The organism is Kitasatospora sp. UYEF31 (assembly GCF_057291755.1).
The window spans coordinates 134013-152476 of record NZ_JBXAWK010000005.1; the positions used below are offsets into that span (position 1 = coordinate 134013).

Genomic DNA, 18464 nt, shown 5'->3' on the forward strand with positions numbered 1-18464 from the left:
CCTCGGACGCGGGCGCAATGGTTCGGAAGTGGAGGGCGCGAACAGGTGGTCAGGGTTCCGGCACCTGACCGTCCTCCAGCGTCCTCGGTTCCAGGTGGCGGAGGTACGCCGAAGTAGGGCCACTTTGTGGCCACTTTGGCCGGGAGCTCCAGTTGGTGCGGGCCGACAGCGACCTTGCACTCACCGCCGATTGGTGCGGGCCGACAGCGACCTTGCACTCACCGCCGATTGGTGCGGGCCGACAGCGACCTTGCACTCACCGATTGACGCCAAGGCCGGATTCCACAGCATTCCGCGCATGATCGAATCGGGCGGCACCGGTGACAGCCCGCCGCCGCTGCCGAAAAGCAGATGCGACCGACGACCGCCCCTGGCACGCTGCGCGCATGGATCGCCACCGAATCTCCAGGCTCACGCACACCGACCACCCCATCCCCGCTCCGCTCAGCGACGAGTCGGTGCGTCGCCTACTGGATCGAACCGTCCAGCACGGCGACGAACGTGTACTCGACCTCGGCTGCGGCGGCGGGGAATGGCTGCTGCGCACCCTGGCGGCCCGTCCGCGGGTGCTGGCGGAGGGAGTCGACACCTCCGTAGTCGCCCTGGAACACGCCCGTGCCGCAGCCACGGCCGCCGGCGCTCAGGAACGGCTCGTCCTCCACCAGCAGGACGCCGCCGGGTTCGCCTCCCCCCACCCCTTCGATGTCGTGCTCAGCGTGGGCGCCACGCATGCTTTCGGCGGCCTGATCCCCACCCTCGCGGCAGCGGCCAAGCACCTGGCCCCCGGCGGGCGTGTCGTCGTCGGCGACGGATTCTGGGCACGTGAACCGGATCAGGAATCCATCGACATGCTCGGCGACTTCGCCGACTTGGCCACCACCGTGGACCGGGTCGTCGCCGACGGGTGGACACCGGTGTACGGGCACGTCAGCACACGCCACGAGTTGGACGACTACGAGTGGTCCTGGACCGGTTCGCTCGCCGCGTGGGGCCTGGACCACCCGCAGAGCCCGGACAGCGGCGACGCACTCGCGGCCGCGGCCAACCATCGCACCGAATGGTTGCGGGGCTACCGGGACACCTTTGGCTTTGTGACTCTGGTCCTGCGCCGGAGCGCCGAGTGACTGGGACACCGGATCTCCAGTGGAATGACGTCCGGAAATTCTTCGACCCTGATCCGATGGGTTCGCTGGCTGATGTGTGCGTCCCTGACGCGTCAGTCGACGACTGGCAGGCGGTCTTCGACCTGGTCCGGTCGAGCGGGTGGGTGTGGGAGTACGCCGAGGGTTACGTGGCCGTGCCGCTCCCCCCAGCGACGGAGGTGCTGTCGCGTACCGCCGGGATGGACTCAGTCGAGTTGAAGGTGTGGCCCGCACCGGGAGTCCTGGCGATCTTCCGGCCCCGGTCGGCGGACACGATCGACTTCGACGTCGACCTGCGGGAGTTGCAGGGCCAGGAGCGCCTCGACACCCTGTGCGGATTCTTCCGGGCGATCGGCCACGGACTGGGCAAACCCGTACTCATGACCCCGGAGCACGACTTCGGTCATCCGGTCCTCGGGTTCGACGTCGCAACCAACCGCACGGCCCTCCTCGCGGACCCCCGCGTCTAGTCTGCCTGGGAAAGACGGGGCGGAGATCCGCAGGCACTCACCAGCGCAGCACTGCCCACTAGGTGATCTCGGTATGCTGCGCCAGATCATGAGGTCCTACAGTGCGTAGGCTGATCAACACGGTGGGGAGAGGGGCGACGATGACACAGACCACCCTCTTCCGGCGACTGGTGCAGGAACGCGACTGGACCACCGTCGAGACTTTCAGCGTCCACTTCGGGCGGGCCGCCCGCGAACTCGCGGGCCGTACGGGCGAGCGGCGTTTGGCGGATGTGCTCGTGTCACGACGCAGCTTCGACCGGTGGATGCGCGGGGACTTGGTCAGAACTCCGCAGCGGGACACCCGACGCGTCCTTGAGCACCTGTTCGAAATCCCGGCCACAACGCTGTTCCGGACGCTGCCGCAGGACGCCGTGGCACCAACACCGGAACCCTTACGCGCGACGGATGTCGACCCCGCGCTCGTCCCGCACTGGAACAACCTGCTCCACACCTTGTCGATCGCGCACAACGCCCTCGGCCCGCTGCGGATCCACGAGTCGGTGACGCGGGAGATGGACGTGATCCGCACATTCCAGCGGCACGCCGACGACGGCACGAGGATCGGCCTCCTGGACGTCGAGGCCCGCTGGGCGGAATTCGCCGGCTGGACCGCGGAAAACCTCGGCAACGCCCAAGACGCCGACTACTGGTTGAGCCGGGCCCTCGATCTCACCCGGGCGACGGGCAACAAATCTTTAGAAGCGTACGTACTGATGCGCCAGGCACACCGTGCCGTGGACCGGCACGACGCCCACACCGCACGCGACCTGGCCGACGCCGCGTGGTCCACCTCCGCCGCGGGCGACCGGGACCGTGCGCTGTCCGCGGTACGCAGCGCCCAGAGCCACGCGCTCGCCGGTGACTCCCGGGCCTGCGCCGCAGCCCTCCGGACCGCCTACCGGCTTGTCGAACAGGCCGACGGGGCCGGAGCGGCCAACGACGCGGAGACAGTGGGACACCACTGCACCCCTACTTACGTCCAAGCCCATGAGGCGTACTGCCTGTTCCACCTCGGAAACCCGACCCGCGCCGCCGGACTGCTCACCGAAGCGCTCGCGGCCTGGCCGGCGGACTACCGCCAGGATGAGCAACTCTCCCGCAGCTGGCTGGCGTTGGCCTACGCCGCAGACGGACGGCCGGTCGAAGCCGCCGTGGAGGGTTCCGCCGCATTGGCGCTGACGTCGAGCGTCGGATCCGTACGCACCCTCCGCTCACTGCGGATGCTCGACCGCCGCCTCACCACCGGACCCCGGCCGCCCGCGGAGGTGGCGAAGTTCCGCTCAGGGTTGTCGGTCGCGCTTGCGCGGGTCTGACACCAACCTGATCGACGTGGCGCTGGTGAGGTCGGGCGACGGGCTGTCCTCCACGCCATGGACAGCCGGCGTTGCCCGTGGCTCAAATCCGTACCCGATAACCCCGTACCCGATAACCCCGTACCCGATAACCCCGTACCCGACAAATCCGTACGCGATTAGCTTGTCGCGAACAGTCGGACGAGTGCCCGTCTCGTGCGGTCAGGGGCCGACGTGTCGGCGAACAGCTGGATCGCCTGGTTGAGGCCCATGTAGAGCCCGACAAGTTCAAAAGCGACCTGTTCGGGATCGGTCTCCGGCGCGATCTCGCCGGTGTCGACGGCGATCTGCAGCTCGTTGATCAAGCGGCGGCGCCAGAGCGAGAAGAGATGGGCCACCACATCGTGGAGGGGGCCGCCGCGCGCGTCGAACTCCACCGAGACGGTGGTGAAGAGGCAGCCGCCGGGGAAAGCACCGCCTTCGCGCTCCAAGTAAGTGATCCAAGCCTCACAAGCAGCGCGGAGCCGCGTCAGACCGGGTCTCGTGTGCACGGCGGGCTCCCACACCGCGCGGGTGAAGATCTCCGATCCCCGCTCCAAAGCAGCGAGTTGGAGCGCCTCCTTGGTGCCGAAGTGCCCGAGCACTCCCGCCTTGCTCATGCCCACGTCGGCTGCGAGCCGCCCTATAGTCAGCCCGTCCAGCCCGTCGACTGAAGCGATCGCGACACTGCGATCGATGATCCGATCGCGGGTCAAGCGGGCTTCGGCGGCGGACCTGCGTGGGCTCATGATCGCTATCGTAGCCATACACGCGCTGTTTACCTTCCGATCGGTCGGTTGCTATATTCCCCCGCAGCGCCTCTACCAGGGCGGTCTCAACCCGCACTGCCGCGACCGCACCAAGGAGACAAACCGTGTCGGGATCCCGCATCACCGCTCTGGGCCACTATCAGCCGTCGTATATCCTGACCAACGACGAGCTGGCCACCATGGTGGACACCAGTGACGAGTGGATTCGCCAGCGCACCGGGATCACCACCCGCCACATCGCCAAAGACGAGTCAGTGACCGACCTGGCGACCGGTGCCGGCGCCAAAGCGCTCGCCGCATCCGGCCTGGACCCCGCCGACATCGGCCTGGTCACCGTGGCGACCTGCACCGCCATCGACCGCATTCCGTCGACCGCCGCCCAGGTCGCCGGCCGTCTCGGCATCCCGTGCGCGGTGGCCTACGACCTGAACAACGGCTGCGCCGGATTCACCACCGCACTCGCCACCGCCGACCACACGGTGCGCGCGGGAGCAGCCCGGCACGCCCTGGTCATCGGTGCCGAGAAGATGTCGCACATCACCGACTGGACCGACCGCAACACCTGCGTCCTACTCGGCGACGGTGCGGGCGCCGCGGTGATCAGCGCCGCGGAGACGGCCGGGATCGGCCCCGTGGTCTGGGGCTCCGACCCCACCCGCTCCAACGCCGTACGCCTCGTCGACGAATGGCAACCCCGCTTCGCCCAGGAAGGCCAGACGGTCTTCCGCTGGGTCACCACCGAGCTCGCCCCGGTAGCCCGGGAAGCGTGTGCCCGCGCCGGTGTTGAGCTCGCCGACCTGGCCGGAGTCGTCACCCACCAGGCGAACCTGCGCATCATCGAGTCCGTGGTGCGCCAACTCGGTCTGCCGGAGAGCGTGGTCGTCGGCCGGGACGTCGTAGAGTCCGGCAATACGTCGGCCGCGTCCGTGCCGCTCGCGCTGGCCAAGCTGGTCGAACGCGGCGAAATCCCGTCCGGCGGCCGGGTGCTGCTGCTCGGCTTCGGTGGCGGACTGTCGTGGGCGGCACAGGTTGTCACCTGCCCGTGACGCCACTGTTCGCCGTGGACGTCCATCCGCTCAATGCTCAGCCAGTGAACAAAGCTCAGGCCCAGACACCCACGTGAACCTCGTCGCCGACGGCGAGGGAGCCATTGCGTACGACCGCGTTCTTCGCCCCGAAACTGACGCCGTTCTTGAACTCGGGTTCGCGTCGGTAGGTCGCGAGCGTACGGATCGGCTCCGGACCGGCGCGACGCCCGGTGGGCTGGTCGACCAGGGTGACGTTGCAGCGGATGGCCTTGGTCGCGTACGCGAGTTCGACGCCGCCGATGGTCATGCTGCGGATGCGGTCCTCGAAGTGCGGTTCGTCACTGCCGGTCAGGACGATGTTGGGCCGGAAACGCTCCATGGGGACCGCGGCGTCGCCGATGCGGTCACTGTGGAGGTCCGCCGCATCGCCGATGCGCTTGTTGAGTTCGTCCAACGCGGCCAATGACGTTACGAGTACGGCGTGCCCGTCCGCGAAGGCGACCTTGCCGGGGGTTTCGCCCCACCCGTCCCGGTCGAAGTCCGACGGCACGCGGACCAGCCGGGACTGCGCGCCGAGTACGTCGGAGAACCACTCGGCGGCGGCACCGCCCTGGTCGACGGCGTCCCCCAGCGGCCGGTCGAACATGCTGACGGGACGCCGCTCGCCGGCTGGATCGACCTCGACCCGGAGGCTCTCAACACCGGGTGCGGACAAGCGCAGCGCCGTACCGCCGTCGAGGACTTCGGGGCGGATCACGGCCATCGCGGGCAGCTTCCGCTGACTGCGGAAGCTCCCGTCGGCCGCGTCGACGACCATGAACGTCCGGTCATGCGCCAGACCCATCACGCCGACCTGCGCGGATTCGACTTCGGTACGGGCACAGCCCTTGATCGGATAGTAGGCGAGCGCGTGCACGGTAATTCCCATGAGGGGTGAGCGTACCGGTGCCCGCCGGTCTGGCGTTCGAATTATCCGCTGCCGCGCTGATCAGGGCCTGTTTCGGCACCCGTTTCAGAACTCAGACCGACGCTTCTCATCAGGCCTCTGGTTCGAGATCGTACGGGTAGAGCGCGGCCTTCTCCCGCTCGACGGTGAGTTCGACCCAGGTGCCGCTGATGCTCTCGGGCGGGGCGACGGCGATGTCCAGCGGGATGATCTTGCCGTACAGCTCCAGGAACGCCATGTCAGGTTCCAGGTCGAGCCGTCCCCGCAGGATGATGCGGTCGTCCGCTTCGTACGCTCCCGACTCCTCGACAGCGGCCGGCTTGGTGTTCTCACCCCAGCGGAGGTCGTCGTCGATTGTCCATTCGATGAAGTACGAACCGGGCGGGGCTTCCGGATCGCCGCACCAGCGCACAGTGATCTCCCCGTCCTGGGTCCGGACCAGGGCCAGGTGGAAGTCGTCGGCGAGCTTCATGATCTTCTTGAGTTTGACCTGCATGAGTCGATCATCCAGCACCCTCGGCGCGCAAGGAATCACGAGCCATACGTACGTTCGGCAACCTGCCCCGCCACAGCTCCTGTTCACCGGTGGGCCGGAAACCGTGGCGCTGGTAGAAGCGGAGGGCCTGCTCGTTGTAGGCCGTTACCCACAGGCGCATCGGTGTGGCTCCCGCCCACCTCATGAACTCGCTCATCATTCGGCTTCCAGCGCCCTGGCCTTGGGCTGGGGATTCGATCATGTAGTCCATGGGTCAGCTCCTTAGCGTGCGGTCGACTGGGCCCTCAGTTCATGAACCCCGGCTCGTACAGCGTCCCAATTGGTCGTCGGCGTGAAGTCCCACGCACTTTGCAGCGATGTCGACCGTACGCGATGCTCCGCCGCGAGCTGATGCAGATCAAGTTCGACACCGGGCGGCCCGCCGGTGCGTTCCAGGTCCTTGACCCGCTCCCCCATTGCGGCGATCAGCGTTCGATCGAACTCCCGTACAGCATCGATGAATTCATGTGTCGGCAAGGTGACTTGGCCAGTCTGCGGAGCGGCGTACTCGAACTTTTTGTCAGCCGGGTTCTCCCACGCGACAGTAATCACGTCCGCAGTAAGCACGTCCGAAGCCGCGCGGACTGTACGCCAGCAACGGATGTGCTGCGCCGCGTTCAGGTAGCTCCCGTTCAGGACGTGGCCACTACGCCAGCTCAGCGCGGCATCAGCGGCCGGACTGTCCTCCGGCCACGTGAACGACTCGTCGTCGGCGATGAAATCGACAAGGTCACCCGGCACCACTTCCAGCGCCGTCGGGAGCAGTTCGAGCATGTCTTCCCAGAGGCGGACGACGTAGTAATCGACGTACGGGTGTTCCCTGCCGCCGGGATCCTCCACGCGCAAACGTTGCAAAGCCTGTTCGGAGTAGCGCAGGAGTTCGTGGTCGCCGACTTCAATCCCGTACCAGCCGTCCGTCAGGCCGAACCAGTGCAGGCAGGGTGTCTCACTTCCCCAGGGCGCAACCTTGTCGATGGGGCGCAGGATGAAAGGAAAACGCAGGTGGGGCATGGCGCAACCATGTCAGACTCGCCGTGTTGATCATGAGGATCATGCTATTCACACGTCCAGAATTGTCTGGTTCGTCCCACGGGATTCCCATGATCAACACGGCATCACGGCTGTGTCTTCCGCACCCGCGCAGCGGCCGGTTTCAGGTTCTGCACGACATCGCGGTAGAAGGCATCAACAGCCGCATCCACACTTCGGATGAAGCCCGATTCCTCAGCACCCCGCTTGCTGCCCATCGCGATAGTCTTCGCCAGCCGGAACGAGGTGATCTCCAGGCTGCCTTCCGGAACTAGAAGTCCAGGCTCGGACCGCAGGTCCTTCAGTAGTTCGCAGGTGCTCGAAGCCTGGTTCGCAGTCAACGCCTCGATCCGCAGATCCGCAGGCGCGCTGTCCAGCTGCTGGAGCAGCCACTTCACCCGGCTCAACGACCTGGACTGGCCGGCGGATTCGATCTCGATTGCTGTTTCGATCCTGCTGGTCCGCAAATCGGCGGTAACAGTGACTGTGCCAACCGCTCCGGGGATCCGGATCTCCGCGCCCATCCTGCCGTTTGCGACGAGGGAATCCACCGTCTCAGTGCGCCGTACCACCGGCTCGGAAGCGCGTTTTCCCCGCAGGACGGGGGATACGGCCACGCCGAGTTCGCCACCAAGACGCAGGCAGAGTTGCCGGATGAGCCGTTCCCAGTTCTCAGCAACCTGCATCGCCTTTTTATCCGCGGCACGAAGAGTGGACTCACTGATGGCCGTACGAACCGGCACCCAGGTAGCCCCCATGTTCTGGAACCCCTGACACCCGGCATTGTCATGCCGCAGGTAGTGGAGGAGTTCATCCAGCATCCACAGGTGTACGGGATTGCCTACGCCATCGTGGTGGCACAGCAGATGGATCTCATGCGCCACTTCGGCCCACGACAGGTGCCGGAGTGCGACCTTCGTACCCAGCTTCCGCTTGTCCACCGCGACTGGGTGTTCACCATCCAGTGCAACCTCATTGGAGAGAGTGATCACCGCGTCGTAGCCGTGTTTGCGGGCGATGTCGATGTACGCCGTCACCTGCTCCGGGCGGAGCGCGTTACCGCCAGTCTTGGTTTCGACCAATGCCGTCCAGATCCGTCCAGCCCGGGCGACACGGATAACGCCGTCGGGACGGAGCGTGGTCTCACCGTGTTTGAAGGACGCCTCGGCAAAAGTCTGGACCTCACCAGCTGGCGCGTTGAACCGCGCTGTGAGCCGACGTCCCAGCTCAGGGATCTGCGCCATGACCGACAGCAGGGTCGAAGTCGCCCGGACCTCGCGCTCGTTGTCGTTCTTCAGACCCGCGACGGAGAATAGCCGTGCGTGCTGCCAGGAGTCGTGGTCGGCCAGATTGACCTTCTGCTTCTTCGGCAGAGTGATTTTCTTCTTGGCCATGCGGACGCGCCGGGGCTTCGGATCGGCGACTTTGGCGTCCGCTTCCTGTGTGACAGCGGTGTCACCCGTCTGTGCGCCGACTGCGCCACCGTCCTGCATGACAGCGGTATCGTCGGCTTCCGTCTGTTCCAGAACCCCGCCGGATGCAGACGTGGGTTCTCCCTCTGTGTGCTCTCCCTCTGTCGAGGTTTCGTCGTCAGCCGTGGCCGCTTCTTCAGTCTCAACGTCGATGCCGTAGTCGGTGGCCAGCCCGGCGAGCCCAGTCTTGTATCCCTGACCGATCGCGCGGAACTTCCATACCCCGTTCCGCCGGTAAAGCTCGCCGAAGACAAAAGCCGTCTCCACACTCGCGTCATCGATGTCGAACTGGAGGAAAGATTCGCCAGTCCCGTCGACAAGACTCAAGTGCAGGTCGTCCAGGTCCCCGAATTGGTCGCCCCCGTATCGGCTGGCCGCGATGAGGACCCGCTCAACCCGTTCTGGGAGCACCGTCAGATCGACGACGATCCTGTTCTCGCTACCGCCCCCGGTTGCGATTTCCCCCAGCAGTTGGACGGAACCGTCTTCGCTCTCCTTGTTGTTGTAGAAGTAGAAATCCTCCTGGCGTCCGACTTTGCCGTCCGGACCGAGCAGGAGCACCGAGGCGTCAGCCCCGCCCTCGCCTGTGGGATCGGTCCAACTCAGCGCGAGGGTTACGCTCTTCACGTCCTCGCTCAGATCGGACAAAGTGACGTTTGCACCCTTGGTCAACTGCTGCACGGGTCCCCCAGGAACGCTTTGCTGAAGTTTCGGACGCGCCGTGAGGACGCGGAGCCGGTCACACCGTAGCTTTCCGCGGGGCAACTACCCAGAGGTAAATGTTATTTCGCCTTGTCAGATCTGCGCTGACGGAAAACAGGCACACGATCCTCTTCGTGCCCAACCGCCGCACTCCACCAGTCATCCGACAATTGGAACGAAACGGCCTCCAGCGTAGGTTTCGTGCATAGCGCTGGCAAGTGGTGGGAGTGCGTTCGCCCTGCACGTATGCAAGCAAAATCTGTCAACCGATTTGATCAGGGCGGCACTTCGGAATCCGACTGCCCTGCCGGCGGCTATGGTCGAAGACATGGCCACCATTGTTGAGCTGGATCAGCGTGCCTTGCAGGTCACCGAGTCGATCGTTCGCCGAGTCAGAATCAACCAACTTGACCAGCCGACCCCGTGCGCGGAGTGGAACCTGGGGCAGTTGCTCTCCCATATGACCGCGCAGAACTACGGCTTCGCAGCGGCGGCCCGCGGTGAGATCAACGAACGCACCGCGTGGACCGAGCTTCCCGTCGGCGACGATCCGGCAGGTGCTTTCACCGCCTCGGTGGCAGCCGTCACTGCCGCCTTCAGTGAATCCGACATACTGGAACGGGAGTTCTGGCTGCCGGAGATCCATGTAAGCCACAAGTTCCCCGCACCGCAGGCCATCAGTTTCCACGTCATCGACTATGTGGTCCACGGCTGGGACGTCGCCGCCGCGATCGGAGTCCCGACCAACTTCGACAACGAGCTGCTCGCAGCGGCACTGCCGATCGCTGAGGCGGTCCCCGAGGGGGAGCGCCGTCTGCTTCCGGAGTCCCAGTTCCAGCCTGGAGTGGGTCCGCGCGCAGGCGGGTCCACGCTCGATCAGATCCTCACGATGCTCGGACGTTCACCGAACTGGCCGAACTGACGATCAGCTGTACTGGAAGATCTTCGGGCCGGGCGCACGGGAGTCTTCCGCCGACCGACTGGTCACCGTACGCGATTTTGATCGCGATCATGGCGAACCGTACCGATCTCACCGGGTATGAGCCGGCATTGATCGGCTCCGGCCCACTGCGCTACGCGGTCACCGACGGCGGAGCCTCGTGCCTGGGGTCCGTCGCGGAAGCGTGCCGTACGGCTGGGGTCGCGGCAGTGATCGGTGCCGCTGTGCGCGACGGGCCCGGACCGATTCCAGCGGTCCGGGCCCGTCCTCAGTTCAGGCGATACGCGCGACGTACGCGGATCAGCTGATGTTGAGCGCGGTGTCGTCGATCACGAACGATGTCTGCAGGCTGGCGTCCTCGGTGCCGGTGAACTTGACGGTCACCGTCTGTCCCGCGAACGAGGACAGGTCGAAGGACTTCTGCGCGTAGCCGGTGTTCTTGTTGAGGTTGGAGTAGCTGGCCAGGGTGGTGGAACCGGCCTGCACCGTCAGTTTGTCGTAGGCGGTGGTGGCGGTCGTCTCATCGGTGTCGATGTGCAGGAAGTAGCTGAGGGTGGCGTGGCAACCGGCCGGAATGGTCACCGACTGGGAGAGCGAATCGCTGTGGGTGGCGCCGTAGCCGTTGAGCCAGGACTTCCAGGAACCGGCGTGGGCGGCCTCGCTGGCGCTGTTGTCGATCACACCGGCGGTGGCGGCCCAGGGAGCGGCGCTACCGGTTTCGAAGCCCGGGTTGCCGAAGAGCTGTGCGGCGGTGCAGCCGCCCCCGACCGGAGTGACGGTCCAGGTGAACGAAGCACTGCCGCTGGCGTTGGTGCTGTCCTTGGCGGTCACCGCCACGTTGTAGGTGCCCGCGGAGGTCGGAGTGCCACTGATCAGGCCGGTGGAGGCGTTGATCGACAGGCCCGGCGGAAGTCCGGTGGCACTGTAGGTGAGGGTCTGTCCACTGGCGGAGTCGGTGGCCTGGATCTGCAGTGAGGTGGCCGTGTTGACGACGGTGGACTTGTTCCCCGGGTTCGTCACCGTGACGGTGTTTCCGCCGGTGGAGCCGTTGGTGAAGGCGGCGGTGCCGTTGGGTGTGCCGAGACCGGTCGGGCCGTCGTAACCGGCTTTCGCGGTGCACAGGTAGCTACTGCCGCAGGAGCCGTTGGCGCCGGTGGTCACGTCGTTGAGCGACGCGGCGTGGGCGTAGGGGTACGACGCCGGGTAGGTGCCCGCGGCCGGGGTGCCCGCCAGGGCGTAGACGGAGGCGATGATCGGCGCGGAGGCGCTGGTGCCGCCGTAGACGTTCCAACCATTGGCCTGGTAGCTGTTGTAGACCGCGACACCGGTGGCCGGGTCGGCGACCGCCGAGACGTCGGAGACGGTGCGCTTGGCGCAACCGCTGTCGGTCTGCCAGGACGGCTTGGTGGTGAAGCCCGAGCAGCCGGAGCCCGCGCCGTTGCCCCCGGCGGTGGTGCCCCAGACCTTCTCGGACCAGCCGCGGGGGGTACCGCTCGCGCGGTTCAGGGCGGTGCCGCCGACCGAGGTGACGTACTGCGAGGCCGCCGGGTACTCCACTCCGTAGCCACTGTCGCCGGAGCTGACGGTGATCGCGACGCCCGGGTGGTTGAAGTACGCGGCGTCGTTGCTCCCGTTGGAGGAGTCCTCACCACCGCCGTAGCTGTTGGAGACGTACTTCGCCCCCATGGTCACCGCACGGTTCACGGCTGCGCCAAGGTCGGCCATGGACGGCTGGTTCGCCTCGACGAGCAGGATGTGGCACTGCGGGCAGACGGCGCTGACCATGTCCACGTCGAGGGCGATCTCACCGGCCCAACCGGCGTCCGGGGTCGGGTAGTTGGTGCCGCCGTTCTGGTCGACCTTCTTGAAGCAGCCGTTGGCCGTGGTGCAGGGCGGCAGGCCGTACTGGGAGCGGTACGCCGCCAGGTCGGACTCGGCGTTCGGGTTGTCGTAGGCATCGATGATGGCGACCGTCGCGCCGGCGCCGGCCGAGGACGGAAGGGCGTACGCGCTCTGCAGGTCAGTGGGTCCGTACCCGGACGGGACGGCGTTGGGCGCGAGACTGAGGTGCTGCTTGAGGTCGGTGCGGGCCAGCGCGTGGCAGGCCATGTAGTCGGCTTTCGTCGGCTCCGAGCAGAGCCGTTCGGCGTGTGCGGTGGTGGACGCGCCCGGAGCGGCGGGCGCGGCCGAGGCCACGGACGGGGCGACGCCGGCGAGCAGGCCGCCGGATATCAGTGCCGCCGCCGAAAGCACGGCGGTCGCGCCGCGGCGCGTCAGCCGTCGGGCCCGGTCGGCCCGGTTGGGAATTTTCGATTGCAATGAACTGCCCTCCATAGTGGATCGGCTCCCCGCGGCGTGGGGTCGTCTCCAGGTAGGACAGGCTCATGACATGCCAGACCGGAAGGAACGCCGCAGGTATAGACGTGGCACACGTTCATTGGTGCTGACTGTCACCACGTTCAGTGGTGGCCACCGCTGAACGTAGTGAGAGCTGGCCCATGGGAATACCTACTTCAGGCAAAACCTTGCCTTCGGTGCGTGATGTCTGGGTGTAGCTTGTACTGGCATGGAATTGGACGACGGTCCGGTCAACGACCTTGTCTCGCTGGGACTTTCCCGGTACGAGGCACGGGTCTATCTCACGTTGGTCAGACGCGATTCGTACACCGCGGCGGAGGTGGCCCGCGCCGCGGACGTCCCACGCCAGCGGGTGTACGACGTACTCGACGCGCTGGTGCGTCGGCGACTCACCATCCTGCGCCCCGGACGGGTCGCCATGTTCTCCGCCGTGGCACCCGAACTGGCCCTCGCCCGGCTGATGGCCCTTCAGCGGGAGTCACTGGAAAAGCTGGACCAGGTTTCAGCCACACTCGCCGCGGTGCTGCTCCCGGTCTGGTCCGACGGGCGGACACGCACCGATCCACTCGACTACATCGAAGTGCTGCGCGACCCCAAAGTGATCGCAGAGCGGTTCGCGAGCATCCAAGAGCAGGCCGCACACGAACTACTCAGCTTCTGCAAACCCCCCTTCGTGGCCCCCGCGGCCAACGACGAAGGCAACAAAGCTGTCCGCAGGCTGCGCCGGGCCGGGGGTACAGCCCGCGCCCTCTACACCCATGAATCACTCGACGACCTGCATGTGCTGGAGAACATCCGCCGGTTCACCGAAGCCGGCGAGGAGGCCCGCGTCGTCGCGGAGCTGCCGTTGAAGCTGATCATCGCCGATGCCGCACTGGTCATGTGCGACATGCCCGACCCGGTCGCCGGCACCCGGGCCACCACCGCGCTCTACATCGAACACCCGGCGCTCGCCGCCTGTTTGCGACTCGCGTTCCTGACCGTCTGGGACCAGGCCGAGACGCTGTCCGACCCGCGCCCGCCGCTGAACACCTCCTGAGCGATCTCAGGGGTGGACGCGGGCAGGACACCCCGGAGACTGCTCACTCGCGGACATCCCGGAAACCGCTCACGCGGATTCCCTTTGCCCCACTCCGGCGGACAACAGCAGTTCGGTCCCTGGGCTGGCGCCCGTTGTGCTCCGCGCTGGCTGATCGGAGATCCCGAACGTGTTCGGCCGCCCTGCGCTTACCTGCGTCCTCAGAACCTTTTTTCAAGCCCACCGGGAACAGGAAACTCGGTAGCCAGGTGGGGCAGGCACTACCGGAGTGGGCGGCCGGAGCCGTGCGAATGGAAGACGTGTGGCGCAGGCAGGCCCGCCAGGCGATGACCACCTTGACCGCGCCCTTGCGGGTGGTGCACCGCCTGGACCGCCCCGCGGCGATGTGTCTGTGGCCGCACGGCCGTGTCGGGCATGAAGTCGTACGGTCTGCTCAAGACGCCGGCCTTCTCGTCTGTGCCCCGGGGCAGCGACCGCCCGGGGCCGCACAGCCTCGGCCCAGCGACACGGTTTCTCGTCGACCACGAGGTGTGTGCGGTCCTGTTGGTGGGAGCGGACCGTACGCCCTGATCTGTTGAATTTTCGGCCCGGACCAGAGGCGAAACCACAGGCACGGAGCCGGAATCCGAGCCGTTTGAGGCTTTGCGAGAATGTCCGCTATGACTCGTCTGCCTGGGGATCTCGTCGTCCTCCGCGCCGCTACCCTCGACGACCTGCCCGAATTCCAGCGCATGCTCGCCACTGAAGAAGTGCGTCGTTGGTGGGGCGACAACGGCTGGCAGGACCCGGCCGGCGACCTCGCCACACCCGATCACAAGCACTTCGCCATCACTGTGAAGGACGACCTGGTAGTCGGCATGATCGAGTGGTGGGAGAGCGACTCCCCAGAGTTCCGGCACGTGGGCATCGACCTGTTCCTCGACCCCGCCCAGCACAGGAAGGGCTTCGGTACGGACAGCGTCCGGACCCTCGCGACCTGGCTCCTCGGCCCCGGCGGCCACCACCGCGTGACAACCGACCCCGCGGCCCACAACTCCGCGTCGGTCGCAACGTTCGAAAAAGTCGGCTTCCAGCGGGTCGGTGTACTTCGGGAGTACTGGAAGGATCCGGACGGGATCTGGCGCGACGGGCTGCTGCTCGACCTCCTGACGAAGGATCTGCGCCGGACCGGTGCAGCCTTGGCGGACAACACCCGGCGTTCCAGAACCGATGGGAGCGTTGGCTAAGCCTTCTCGGCATCCCCCCGAGGAGCCCCATGCCAACGCCAGGACGTCACCCGCTGATGCCCCGTCAGTTCCCCACGCCCCGTAGCCCAGAGCAGGGTGCGCCACCGATCGGTGTCCACCGGCGCATCGGGGAACAGCCGGGTCAACACCCGAGCGCATACATCTTCGGGCGGCATCCAGGAGATCCCGAGACCCTCGGCGAGATCGTACGTGTGCACAAGAACCTCAACGATGCCCATCGCGGCAAAACCTTCAGGGTCCGACACCCCGTAACCGTGGTACGCCCGGGTGTCAGAAGACGCAGTACGGGTTATCGCCACCAGCAAAGCTCCGCTGGCTTCCAGCGTCTGTAGCAAACCGGGCACCCCTGCCTTACGGTCCGCAATGACCGCGTTCCATGGCCCGCCCGGCCGCTGCGGGGCCCACAAGTAGGGGACTTCACTCTCCAGCGGAGGCTTTCGTGGGCCCAACTGGACCGCGTACGCGAACAGATCGTCGCTGAGGTGTTCGACAGTCTCCCAGCAGTCCCACTCCAAGGAACCGGCCTTGACGCTCCAGTCCGCGGTAGGTGCCGAGCTCAACACATCAACCGACAACCAAACAGTTGCTTCAAGGTCGGCGGCAATTGCGTGACCGCTCAAGATTTCACTCGCTTCAGGCATGGCGGGACAGTATCAGCGATCTTCCTTGACCTGGCGGGAGTTTCAACGTCGAATCTGCGGCGGCAAGCTCGCGGCGCCTCGGGTCAGGGTGGGATAGCGCAGAATATCGCTTCTGCAGCATGCTGATCCGCTCTCTGCCGAACGGGACGGGCCGGAACCCGACAGCCCGGCCTTCTCCCTGCACGTCCGCGCCCGCGGGCCTCGCCGGAGTTGAACTGCCACCGCCGCACAGTCGCGAGGAGTGGGAAGGGAATGACATGGTTCTGCTGCGAACCGGAGCACTTCCAGGGTCCTGAAAACTTCCCGGGATACTTTTCCGGCGTCAGTTTCCAGTGACTGCGGCGACAACGGACCCGAATCAGGCCGTACGCGCCGCGCTTGCCCCCCCGGGGACGCTCGATGCTCCCGCCAGCCCCGGAACACCACGCGCGGTACCCCCAAAATGTTTCACGTGAAACATTTCCAGGCCCAGGTGGGCTAGCGGGGCCACTTCAGTTTATTTTGCATGCGCATACATTTATTTACTATCACTCGATCAGGTGATCGTTCGCAGGCAAGGCTTCATTGTCCGGCAACAGACTGCGCCCGAACCTCTGTGTGCGGCAGGATCAACTTCAGATAGCGGCTGATGGGCCGAGGCAGGGCTTGCGGGAGGCAAGGCCCAGGAAAGCGGAGGTTCACCGTGGTTTCGAACAGCCTGTTCCACCCTCTCTTCTCCGACAGCGGCAAGGCACCACCGCGGCCGAACACCCGCACAGGCTCGGAAGCACCACCGCGGCCCGAAGCACCGGCGGCGCCGAAGATTCCGACGCAGACCAACGCCTCCACCGGCAACCGCCGCCCGGCGTCGGCACCTGCGCGCAAACCTGCCGCCGCCAAATCTGCCCCCCTCAACAGCGGAGGCCACTTGAGGGCCTCCGCCGACTCGGGGACGCCGCCGCACAGCCTCTTGAACAAAGCGGTGCAGAAGCAGTGGATCACCGACGTGACAGAGCAGTACGACACGTCAGGCAAGGCCATCACCTGCACCCTCAGCATCCGGACCATCGCCACCGACCAGCAGGTCAGCGCGACCGCCAAGGGCCGGAGCAAGGCCTTGGCCAAGCGGAAGGCGATCGAGGCCCTGGTCAAGCAACTGATCGACGCAGGGCTCTAGAACGGCCATCGGAGCGGCGGCGGGCACGCCAAGGCCGAATCCGAACACGTACCGCCTTGATCAAGCGCTGTCCCCCAATTGGGAGACAGCGCTTGTCGCTGTAGCGCCCCGATCGGGTGCCGTACGGGTTCGGCAACCGACTCAGCGGCACACAGCCCGACACCGTACGAAGCTCTGGCCGTAAGGTCGTGCCATGGCTTCAGACGAGGGCAGCGCACGGGTCGACAGTTGGATCTGGTCCGTACGGCTCACCAAGACACGGACGCTGGCAGCTACGGCCTGCCGCGCGGGGCACGTACGCGTCAATGGGGACCGCGCGAAACCCGCTCAGACAGTTCGGTCCGGAGACGAGGTCCGGCTCTTCCACGCCGGACGCGAGCGGATCGTTGTCGTCTCGAGGATCGTGCAGAAGCGGGTCGGGCCGGCCGTCGCAGCGGAGTGCTTCATCGACAACAGTCCGCCGCCGCCTGCCCGGGAGGACATTCCGGCGGTTGCCGTTCGTGACCGTGGGACCGGACGCCCGACCAAGCGCGACCGACGCGACCTGGAACGGCTGCAGTACCACGGGCTCGGGGCACCGTAACCGACGTCCAGCCCCGCCAGGAGCAGAACAGCCCTCAGTGCGTGACCGTCAGTACGATCTTGCCTGTCGTACGGCCCGTTTCCCCTCGTTCATGTGCCTGGGTCGCTTGTTCCAGCGGGAACACGCTGTCGATCTCGGCACGCAGCTTCCCAGCCGCCACGAGCCCGGCCACGGCCTGCATCCCGGCGTGGTCCGGCTCGACGAGCATGAACGTGGCGCGTACGCCTGACGTTACTTCGGACGGCAGTGCCTCCGCCGGTGAAGGCAGTGTGATGAGCGTGCCGCCCTTGCGCAGGACCTTCAGGGAGCGCTGCACGTAATCTCCACCGATGCCGTCGAGAACAACGTCGACATCGCGGACGGCTTCGGTGAAGTCCACTGCTGTGTAGTCGATCAGTTCATCAGCGCCGAGCTTCCGTAGCAGGGCGTGCTTGGCCGCGCTCGCCGTGCCGATCACATACGCACCACGGGACTTGGCGATCTGTACGGCCAGGTGACCGACTCCACCGGCCGCCGCATGGATCAGCACCCGCTGCCCGGCCTGCAGATCCGCAGTGTCGACCAAGGCCTGCCAGGCAGTCAGCGCGGCCAACGGCAGTGCTGCCGCCTGGACATGGTCGATGCCGGCAGGCTTTCGCACGAAGTGCCGCGCGGGAGCAGTCACGAACTGCCCGTAGCCACCTGCCTGATGCGGGAATCGCGGCATGCCGAAAACTTCCTCGCCAGGCTGGAACAGCGTCACACCGCGCCCTACCGCCTCAACCATGCCGGATACGTCGAAGCCCAGGACAACAGGGTCGTTCCACTGACGAAAGCCGCCGGTCGCCCGTGACTTCCAGTCTGTCGGGTTGACCCCGGCAGCGTGGACCCGGACGAGGATCTCCGTCGGGCCGGGAACGGGACGGTCCACCTCGATCTCGGCGAGGACTTCGGGACCTCCCCAAGTCAGTGGACTCATCACACGCATACGGGTGTTGTAGCTCATCAGTTCTCCTATGCCGGTGTCGTGCGGTGCAGGAACCAGCTTGGTCGA

Annotated in this window: 17 protein-coding genes and 1 pseudogene; 9 read left to right on the forward strand and 9 right to left on the reverse strand. The window is 66.2% G+C overall.

All coding sequences use genetic code 11. The features are described from left to right. Positions 1–386: 386 nt before the first annotated feature. The 3 genes from AC0Z36_RS04280 to AC0Z36_RS04290 all read left to right on the forward strand — a co-directional run bounded on the left by AC0Z36_RS04280 (position 387) and on the right by AC0Z36_RS04290 (position 2967). Positions 387–1124, forward strand: coding sequence for an SAM-dependent methyltransferase (locus tag AC0Z36_RS04280; protein ID WP_485461298.1), 738 nt, complete (start codon positions 387–389; stop codon positions 1122–1124). Between the two features lie 56 nt (positions 1125–1180). Further along, positions 1181–1612, forward strand: a complete 432-nt coding sequence (locus tag AC0Z36_RS04285; protein ID WP_485461299.1) for a hypothetical protein — start codon at positions 1181–1183, stop codon at positions 1610–1612. Between the two features lie 140 nt (positions 1613–1752). Then, the gene (locus AC0Z36_RS04290; RefSeq protein ID WP_485461300.1) at positions 1753–2967 is read left to right on the forward strand and encodes an NsdA family TPR-like regulatory protein; all 1215 of its coding nucleotides are present in this window, start codon (positions 1753–1755) and stop codon (positions 2965–2967) included. 158 nt (positions 2968–3125) lie between these two features. Here AC0Z36_RS04290 and AC0Z36_RS04295 read toward each other — a convergent pair whose 3' ends face one another. Next, positions 3126–3734: a TetR/AcrR family transcriptional regulator gene (locus AC0Z36_RS04295; RefSeq protein ID WP_485461301.1), complete on the reverse strand. Its 609-nt coding sequence runs from the start codon at positions 3732–3734 to the stop codon at positions 3126–3128. A 125-nt stretch (positions 3735–3859) separates the two neighbouring features. On the opposite strand from AC0Z36_RS04295, the gene AC0Z36_RS04300 reads away from it, so the two are divergent. After that, the gene (locus AC0Z36_RS04300; protein ID WP_485461302.1) at positions 3860–4801 is read left to right on the forward strand and encodes a beta-ketoacyl-ACP synthase III; all 942 of its coding nucleotides are present in this window, start codon (positions 3860–3862) and stop codon (positions 4799–4801) included. 55 nt (positions 4802–4856) lie between these two features. Here the strand turns inward: AC0Z36_RS04300 and AC0Z36_RS04305 are convergent, their stop codons facing one another. The 5 genes from AC0Z36_RS04305 to AC0Z36_RS04325 form a co-directional block, all read right to left on the reverse strand. Further along, on the reverse strand, positions 4857–5711 hold the full coding sequence (locus tag AC0Z36_RS04305) for an MOSC domain-containing protein (RefSeq protein WP_485461303.1): 855 nt from the start codon (positions 5709–5711) through the stop codon (positions 4857–4859). 109 nt (positions 5712–5820) lie between these two features. Next, positions 5821–6225, reverse strand: coding sequence for a hypothetical protein (locus AC0Z36_RS04310; protein WP_485461304.1), 405 nt, complete (start codon positions 6223–6225; stop codon positions 5821–5823). Positions 6226–6232: 7 nt separating this feature from the next. Next, positions 6233–6475: a GNAT family N-acetyltransferase gene (locus AC0Z36_RS04315; RefSeq protein WP_485461305.1), complete on the reverse strand. Its 243-nt coding sequence runs from the start codon at positions 6473–6475 to the stop codon at positions 6233–6235. Positions 6476–6486: 11 nt separating this feature from the next. Further along, entirely contained in the window at positions 6487–7275 is a 789-nt protein-coding gene (locus AC0Z36_RS04320; protein WP_485461306.1) for a DUF5984 family protein, read from the reverse strand. Between the two features lie 104 nt (positions 7276–7379). Beyond that, complete coding sequence (locus AC0Z36_RS04325) at positions 7380–9446, reverse strand: TerD family protein (protein ID WP_485461307.1); 2067 nt, start codon at positions 9444–9446, stop codon at positions 7380–7382. A 349-nt stretch (positions 9447–9795) separates the two neighbouring features. On the opposite strand from AC0Z36_RS04325, the gene AC0Z36_RS04330 reads away from it, so the two are divergent. Then, the gene (locus AC0Z36_RS04330) at positions 9796–10389 is read left to right on the forward strand and encodes a TIGR03086 family metal-binding protein (protein WP_485461308.1); all 594 of its coding nucleotides are present in this window, start codon (positions 9796–9798) and stop codon (positions 10387–10389) included. Positions 10390–10707: 318 nt separating this feature from the next. Here the strand turns inward: AC0Z36_RS04330 and AC0Z36_RS04335 are convergent, their stop codons facing one another. Beyond that, positions 10708–12726, reverse strand: coding sequence for a putative Ig domain-containing protein (locus AC0Z36_RS04335; RefSeq protein ID WP_485461309.1), 2019 nt, complete (start codon positions 12724–12726; stop codon positions 10708–10710). A 247-nt stretch (positions 12727–12973) separates the two neighbouring features. Here AC0Z36_RS04335 and AC0Z36_RS04340 point away from each other — a divergent pair, with 247 nt between their 5' ends. Both AC0Z36_RS04340 and AC0Z36_RS04345 read left to right on the forward strand, forming a co-directional pair. After that, a complete protein-coding gene (locus AC0Z36_RS04340; RefSeq protein WP_485461310.1) occupies positions 12974–13804 on the forward strand; it encodes a TrmB family transcriptional regulator in 831 nt (276 codons plus the stop codon). Positions 13805–14463: 659 nt separating this feature from the next. After that, positions 14464–15030 carry a GNAT family N-acetyltransferase gene (locus AC0Z36_RS04345; RefSeq protein ID WP_485461311.1) on the forward strand — a complete coding sequence of 189 codons (567 nt, stop codon included), beginning with the start codon at positions 14464–14466 and terminating at the stop codon, positions 15028–15030. Here AC0Z36_RS04345 and AC0Z36_RS04350 read toward each other — a convergent pair. After that, positions 15027–15632: pseudogene (locus AC0Z36_RS04350) on the reverse strand (maleylpyruvate isomerase mycothiol-dependent enzyme family protein); the annotation flags it as partial. The gene AC0Z36_RS04345 and the pseudogene AC0Z36_RS04350 overlap by 4 nt on opposite strands. Positions 15633–16599: 967 nt before the next feature. Between AC0Z36_RS04350 and AC0Z36_RS04355 the strand changes: the two are divergent. Together AC0Z36_RS04355 and AC0Z36_RS04360 are read left to right on the forward strand one after the other, a co-directional pair. Continuing rightward, positions 16600–16848: a dsRNA-binding motif domain-containing protein gene (locus AC0Z36_RS04355; RefSeq protein WP_485461312.1), complete on the forward strand. Its 249-nt coding sequence runs from the start codon at positions 16600–16602 to the stop codon at positions 16846–16848. Positions 16849–17041: 193 nt separating this feature from the next. After that, on the forward strand, positions 17042–17431 hold the full coding sequence (locus AC0Z36_RS04360; protein WP_485461313.1) for an RNA-binding S4 domain-containing protein: 390 nt from the start codon (positions 17042–17044) through the stop codon (positions 17429–17431). A 34-nt stretch (positions 17432–17465) separates the two neighbouring features. On the opposite strand, the gene AC0Z36_RS04365 is transcribed toward AC0Z36_RS04360, so the two are convergent. Next, on the reverse strand, positions 17466–18416 hold the full coding sequence (locus AC0Z36_RS04365; RefSeq protein ID WP_485461314.1) for an NADP-dependent oxidoreductase: 951 nt from the start codon (positions 18414–18416) through the stop codon (positions 17466–17468). Positions 18417–18464: the final 48 nt, after the last annotated feature.